Annotated in this window: 6 protein-coding genes; 1 reads left to right on the top strand and 5 read right to left on the bottom strand. The window is 42.4% G+C overall.

Annotated elements, in window-relative coordinates; translation table 11 throughout:
- Window positions 1–11: 11 nt before the first annotated feature.
- The 4 genes from NCWK1_RS02075 to NCWK1_RS02065 form a co-directional block, all read right to left on the bottom strand.
- Entirely contained in the window at window positions 12–263 is a 252-nt protein-coding gene (locus tag NCWK1_RS02075) for a hypothetical protein (RefSeq protein WP_103123534.1), read from the bottom strand.
- A 199-nt stretch (window positions 264–462) separates the two neighbouring features.
- Complete coding sequence (gene ftsH2, locus NCWK1_RS02070; RefSeq protein WP_103123533.1) at window positions 463–2,349, bottom strand: ATP-dependent zinc metalloprotease FtsH2; 1,887 nt, start codon at window positions 2,347–2,349, stop codon at window positions 463–465.
- A 208-nt stretch (window positions 2,350–2,557) separates the two neighbouring features.
- Window positions 2,558–2,704, bottom strand: a complete 147-nt coding sequence (locus NCWK1_RS29315; protein WP_187308026.1) for a hypothetical protein — start codon at window positions 2,702–2,704, stop codon at window positions 2,558–2,560.
- Between the two features lie 212 nt (window positions 2,705–2,916).
- Window positions 2,917–3,462 (bottom strand): NADPH-dependent FMN reductase, encoded by a 546-nt coding sequence (locus NCWK1_RS02065; protein WP_096585458.1) that lies wholly within the window; start codon window positions 3,460–3,462, stop codon window positions 2,917–2,919.
- Between the two features lie 423 nt (window positions 3,463–3,885).
- Between NCWK1_RS02065 and ftsH the strand changes: the two genes are divergently transcribed.
- Window positions 3,886–5,847: an ATP-dependent zinc metalloprotease FtsH gene (gene ftsH, locus NCWK1_RS02060; RefSeq protein ID WP_422730830.1), complete on the top strand. Its 1,962-nt coding sequence runs from the start codon at window positions 3,886–3,888 to the stop codon at window positions 5,845–5,847.
- Window positions 5,848–5,912: 65 nt separating this feature from the next.
- Here the strand turns inward: ftsH and NCWK1_RS02055 are convergent, their stop codons facing one another.
- On the bottom strand, window positions 5,913–6,491 hold the full coding sequence (locus NCWK1_RS02055; RefSeq protein WP_096585461.1) for an HdeD family acid-resistance protein: 579 nt from the start codon (window positions 6,489–6,491) through the stop codon (window positions 5,913–5,915).
- Window positions 6,492–6,794 lie beyond the last annotated feature (303 nt).

Genomic DNA, 6,794 nt, shown 5'->3' with positions numbered 1-6,794 from the left:
GCAAAAGAGACTTAACGGGAAAAGTCAGGAGCTATAATAATTCCCATCGTTGTACCTCCAAGAGCTACCCTAGTTTGAAATCTACCAAGCTCATCCAGCTTTTCTGTCTGAATACTAATTGAATGAGGTAGATGGAATTGCCATCTTGCTGCTTCTGAGTTAAAGAGAAAACTCATTGGCAAACTAACAGCATAACCAAGAATTGTAAATACTAAGGCTGTGGGAATTGTTAGCTTCAAGTTTTGCAAGAGTAAGGAGCGCATAGTCAAAAATTATGTTAGCAAACTGTTTGTAAATTAATACATTTGAACGTGTAGGTATATTTCTAAGTATAGTTATCAAAAATAAAAGCGATCGCCTGATAATTTGGGCTTTCAATCTTGGGTTGTTTAATCACTAAATGCAAATAAAAATGGGCAAGGTTCTACACCTTACCCATTTTGGTAAATTATTGATTAGGAATTACAGCTGTGGTACATACTGTTGTTTTTCAGGTACATCAGTATATTCAGCCACAATCTGCCGAAATTCTTCGCCATCAATGGTTTCTTTTTCAATCAGCAAATCAACGATGCGGTCTGTCACAGTGCGATTTTCACGCATGATTTTCTTGGCGTTTTCATAGCATTCTTCAACAATCGCCCGCACTTGAGCATCAATCCGAGATGCGATCGCCTCTGAATATTCAGATCGGGTTGTCCAGTCACGACCGAGGAATACTTCGCCTTGTTGGCTTTCCAAGGAAAGTGGCCCTAAATCAGACATCCCAAACCGAGTAACCATTTGTCGCGCCATTCCTGACAATTGTTGCAAGTCTCCACCAGCACCAGTTGTCACTTCCGCCGCACCAAAAACTACTTCTTCCGCCGCACGACCACCTAAAGCACCAGTAATTCTGGCTTTTAGTTGAGAGCGAGAAATTAATCCTTGTTCTTCGTTGGGAGTGAACCAAGTTAAACCCTGTGCTTGTCCCCGCGGAATCAAAGTAACTTTTTGTACTGGGTCATGGTCTTTGAGCAAAGTACCCACTAAAGCGTGACCGATTTCGTGGTAAGCAATTAAGCGTTTGCTCTTGCTATCTACTAAGGGTGTACCTTCCATCCCCGCGACTACGCGGTCAACTGCATCATCAATTTCCCGCAGGGTGATGGCTTCCTTACGTCTTCTGGCGGTGAGAATTGCTGCTTCGTTGAGTAAGTTAGCTAAGTCAGCACCAGTGAACCCAGGTGTACGACGAGCGATCGCATCTAATGACACACTGGGGTCTAATTTTTTGTTGCGTGCATGAACTTGCAGAATTTCCAAACGGCCTTTGATGTCTGGTGCATCGACAGTTACTTGTCTGTCAAAACGCCCTGGACGTAACAAGGCTGAATCTAATACGTCGGGACGGTTGGTTGCTGCAATAATAATGATGCCAGTATTGCCTTCAAAACCATCCATTTCGGTAAGTAACTGGTTGAGGGTTTGTTCCCGTTCATCGTTACCGCCACCGATACCCGCACCCCGCTGTCTACCCACAGCGTCGATTTCATCGATGAAGATGATACAGGGAGCGTTATCTTTGGCTTTCTTAAACAAGTCACGGACGCGGGAAGCACCCACACCAACAAACATTTCCACAAATTCGGAACCGGAAATACTGAAGAAAGGTACACCAGCTTCCCCGGCGATCGCTTTGGCAAGTAAGGTTTTACCTGTACCTGGAGGCCCTACCAATAAAACGCCCTTGGGAATGCGTGCGCCAACAGCGGTGAATCTTTCTGGTTGTTTGAGAAAGGTCACAACTTCTTGTAGTTCTTCTTTGGCTTCTTCAATACCAGCCACGTCATCAAATTTCACACCAGTTTTGGCTTCCATTTGAAAACGCGCTCTGGATTTACCAAAGCTCATGGCTTGTCCAGGGCCACCAGGCAGGTTGCTGGAGCGCCGGAACAAAAAGAACAACCCAGTTATCAATAAAATTGGGAAAACAAGATTGCCTAATAATCCCCAAATTGCGCCATCATTACGCATGGGGTGAGCATCAAAACTAATTTGTTTTTCTTTAAGCTTGCTAATTAACTCAGGAGCGCTAATTGGCAGATCTACCCGCCACCGCTGAATGCGATTTTCGATATCTGGATCGATAGCTTCGACAATTGCTGTTCTACCGCCTTCATACAGATCTACGCTAGTGACGCGATCGGCATCCAAGTATTCTAGAAAACGGCCATACGTCATGCGGGTATTGGCGGCATTCTTACCCATATCCGCAGGAGCATTCGCAAATGCTCCTTGCCAGAAGAAAAAGCCAATTACCAAAGCAGGCAATGTCCAGAGTACCAGGACTCTCCAAGAGAATTTCATCTTAATTTGCCTCTGCCAATACAATTAATCATTTCTAGTGACTCCATAGCTTGGCATTTATCTAGGGAATCATCTTCCGCACGATATGGCCTCACTTTGTGACTAGATTTAGTTTGCAACGGATGTTTATTAATCCATTTTGTTTAATTTGATGTCTAATCACGCGTCACCATTAATTATGTGCCGATGAAAAGATTCTTAATTAAATTTAACTTAATTTTAATACAGCTTGGCTGAAGACAACAAAATTTAAGATGTAGAGGGCGATCGCCTGTAGATATGGTAAACCAGCGATATCGGTGACTGGGACTGCGATCGCGTAGTTTTGAGTAAAATAAACTATCTGCTTACTCAAGTAATTTAAATTTAAAGATGTAGCAAAAAATACATTAAAAAATAGCTAATAGCCAATAAAAAATGAATTTAATTAATATAGCGGTAGTTAGATATGTTAGGACAATTTGAAAGCTTGAATACCAGGAATAATCAGACTTTTCCTCCTGCCTCCTGGCTTTTGCTATAGTTGCCAGCTTGTAGGGTGGGCAAAATCTTGCTCACCCTACAACTTTAATTGATGCCTTTGAGCTTGCGAGTACTATCAACTAAACTTTGAGCAAATTCGTCAAATCTTTGAGAGAGTTTTTCATCTAACAACTTACCTTCCGAGTTAAAAGCACTCCAGGCTTGTCCAATGGCAATTTGTTCAGGAATTACCCAACCATGCACCCAGCGGACAATTAACCGTAAATCATTGAGGGCGTTGCTATTAGATTGACCCCCCAAAACGCTGATTAGTCCTGTAACTTTCCCTGAAAGTTCTGTAAAACTCATTAAATCAAGGGCATTTTTCAGCACGCCACTCACGCCACCATGATACTCTGGTGTCGCCAAAATTAATCCGTCAGCACCACTGACAGTCTCACGCAAGCGCTGTACATCTGGGTATTCTGGATATTCTTTTTCACCGTTGCAAAATGGTAGCTGTAATTGCCGTAAATCTAAAATTTCTACATCTGCACCTATGGCTTGTAACCTTTGTGCTGCGACTTGTAACGCTAACTGTGTATAGGAGTTAGGTCTTAAACTACCAGCAATGCCCACAATCCTGACCATAATTTCCCCATCCATTACAAATATGAAGTCTGAAGTCTGAAATTAAGAAAGAATAATACTAATGAATCATCAGTACAAAAATATGATTACAAGTCGTAGTCATTACGACTATGTTTATCATAGCGAGTTATGGTTTCGCAGTCAAATTTGTCTAATACCGAGTTATTAGAGAGAAAAAATCAAGAAAAACTGTACTAATGTTTATAGTCAGCCAAGCTTTGTTTATCAACATCCTACCCAGGAGTATAATTTATCCCACTAAGATAGGAATCCTTGAGTAGCATGGGTAAAGAGAATAGGGAATAGTTTTGTGATGAAGTTAGACTAGATAAAAACAGTGATTTCCAGTTATTGCAATTTTTGCTAGAAAAATAGGCATAAAACCAGCGCGAAGCTCATGCCAGCAGAACAAGGGTAAATAATATGAAAATTTTCAGGAGAAAGGCATTGATGCAACAGCGATCGCCCATAATCAAACCAACGACGGCCAAGCCAGAGTTAGGCAAAATGAACCAAAAGCGAACGCCAAAATCTGTTGCTTGGTCTGGGGCGCTAATCGCCAGTTTAATGATGTTGCCAAATATTGTTGGCGGTACACCTGCCTTGGCACAAAGAGCAGAGCGCGAAATAAGTTATGGTGAGTTGATTAGAAGAACCGAAAAAGGCGAAGTCAAAAAAGTCGAGTTAGACGAAACCGAACAAACAGCCAAAGTATATTTACAAGGTCAGAAGCCAGATACACCACCCCTACAAGTCAGACTTTTAAATCAAAATACAGAGTTAATTAATAAACTCAAAGCGAAAAACGTCGAGTTTGGTGAGGTATCCTCGGCTAACAGTCGAGCCGCAGTCGGTTTGTTAATTAACCTAATGTGGATTTTGCCTTTAGTAGCTTTAATGTTACTATTCCTGCGTCGTTCGACAAATTCCTCCAGCCAAGCCATGAACTTTGGTAAATCCAGAGCGCGGTTCCAAATGGAAGCCAAAACAGGCGTAAAATTTGACGATGTGGCTGGTGTGGAAGAAGCCAAAGAAGAACTCCAAGAAGTTGTTACTTTTTTGAAGCAGCCAGAAAGATTTACCGCTGTCGGCGCACGTATTCCCAAGGGCGTTTTGTTAGTCGGGCCTCCAGGTACAGGTAAAACCTTACTCGCCAAAGCGATCGCCGGGGAAGCCAGCGTACCATTTTTCAGCATTTCCGGCTCAGAATTTGTAGAAATGTTTGTCGGTGTGGGTGCTTCCCGCGTCCGTGATTTGTTTAAGAAAGCCAAAGAAAATGCACCCTGTCTCATATTTATTGATGAAATCGACGCTGTGGGTAGACAACGGGGTGCGGGTATTGGTGGCGGTAACGATGAACGGGAACAAACTCTCAACCAGTTGCTGACCGAAATGGATGGTTTTGAAGGTAATACAGGCATCATTATTATTGCCGCTACTAACCGTCCCGATGTTTTAGATGCAGCCTTACTGCGTCCAGGACGTTTTGACAGACAAGTAATTGTTGATGCACCAGATTTAAAAGGGCGATTAGAAATATTGCAAGTTCACGCCCGTAATAAGAAAATTGATGAGAGTGTGTCATTAGATGCGATCGCTCGTCGTACACCTGGGTTTACTGGCGCAGATTTAGCCAACTTACTCAACGAAGCTGCCATTCTCACCGCCAGAAGACGCAAAGATGCAATCACTATCTTAGAAATCAACGATGCAGTTGACCGCGTAGTCGCGGGGATGGAAGGTACACCCCTAGTAGACAGTAAAATTAAACGCTTAATTGGCTATCACGAAGTTGGTTACGCCATCGTTGGCACCTTGCTCAAAGACCATGACCCAGTACAAAAAGTATCATTGATTCCGCGTGGACAGTCACGGGGTTTAACCTGGTTCACCCCTGACGAAGAGCATTTTCTTATGTCGCGATCGCAACTAAAAGCCAGAATTACCGCTGTCTTAGGTGGTAGAGCCGCCGAAGAAGTCATTTTTGGTTTACCAGAAGTCACTGGTGGGATGCGCGAAAACCGCAAATTAGAATATGCCACATCCATAGCGCGACAGATGGTAACACAGTATGGGATGTCGGAAATTGGACAGTTTTCCTTAGAATCTCCCAACAGTGAAGTATTTCTGGGGCGTGACTGGATGAACAAATCCGAATATTCCGAAGAAATTGCCTCCCAAATTGATCGGAAAGTGCGGGAAATTGTCAGCCAATGCTATGACACAGCAAAACGCCTGATTCAAGAAAACCGGACATTAGTTGACCATTTAGTAGAAACTTTGATTGAGCAAGAAACAATTGACGGAGAACAATTTCGACAAATTGTCTCTGAACATCAGGATAAGCAAATAGCGGATGCAGCTACAGTGGCTGTACCTAATTAGAGGTTGAAGATTTGCCGATATGTAGAGATGTTGTCATGCAGCATCTCTACATAATTTATGCAACTTTACAATAGTCTGCGTTGTTCTCCCCACTTGCGTAGCCTTAAAGCCAACAACAACATCAGCACCCCAAAGACAATCGCATAAGCAGCTATTATCCATAAAATTGCTAATGCTCCAGCTATAGGCCAAATAATCAGCAGAACGCCAAAAATTAAGGATGCAATACCGGCTGCTATGAGCAACCATTCATTTTCAATGTCTTGGCGCAGCTGATTGGCTGCAATAATCTCGAATATGCCAGTAATAATTGCCCAAGTAGCTATTAAATAAAGCAAAATTAATGCAGTGATTCCTGGCCAAATAAATGCCATAACTCCAACTGCAACACCAATTGCGCCTTCTATTACCAACAACCATCCGTGGATATTGCCAAGATGATCTTTAAATCCGGCGATCGCTAATAATATTCCACCACCTAGCGCAAAGGCAGCAAACAGAAATACCAAAGCTGTTAAAGTAATTCCCGGCCAAAATAGTGCGGTTAAGCCAAATATGATAGCGAGTGTTCCGCGCAATGCGAGTGTCCACCAATTTCTTGCTAACCGGGTTCCTATCCTCATCGGATCAAAATTCTCTGTCATAGATTGAATCCATGATGAAATTGTAAAAGTCTTTGGTGGTTCACCCATTTCTTCACAAGTGTTAGCTAAGACTCATCGCTATTACACCTATTTCATAAATGGCGTTGCTTGCTTCAGCATAAAAATTTCTTACTCCTCTTCCATCTGACTAATGGTGCATGGTGCTAGATAGATTAATCTTTCTGGAGAAAGACGTAGCCGAGAAAATTTTTAATATGGCCTTGCGATTTTTACCTTCGTTGTGACATACTCAAAACAATAAATACGGTAAATCTATCGAGTTAGTGGTGTTTAGACTTTAAA

It is taken from the genome of Nostoc cycadae WK-1 (assembly GCF_002897135.1).
In the GTDB taxonomy this organism is placed as follows: domain Bacteria; phylum Cyanobacteriota; class Cyanobacteriia; order Cyanobacteriales; family Nostocaceae; genus Nostoc_B.
Note: the sequence above shows the minus strand (reverse complement) of the source record. Positions and strands in the feature narration are given on the sequence as shown.

Excerpts from the sequence above, each read along its gene's own strand:
- ftsH2 (WP_103123533.1), bottom strand. The coding sequence starts at position 2,349 with ATGAAATTCTCTTGGAGAGTCCTGGTACTCTGGACATTGCCTGCTTTG.
- NCWK1_RS02075 (WP_103123534.1), bottom strand. The coding sequence starts at position 263 with ATGCGCTCCTTACTCTTGCAAAACTTGAAGCTAACAATTCCCACAGCC.
- ftsH (WP_422730830.1), top strand. The coding sequence starts at position 3,886 with ATGAAAATTTTCAGGAGAAAGGCATTGATGCAACAGCGATCGCCCATA.
- NCWK1_RS02055 (WP_096585461.1), bottom strand. The coding sequence starts at position 6,491 with ATGACAGAGAATTTTGATCCGATGAGGATAGGAACCCGGTTAGCAAGA.
- NCWK1_RS02065 (WP_096585458.1), bottom strand. The coding sequence starts at position 3,462 with ATGGTCAGGATTGTGGGCATTGCTGGTAGTTTAAGACCTAACTCCTAT.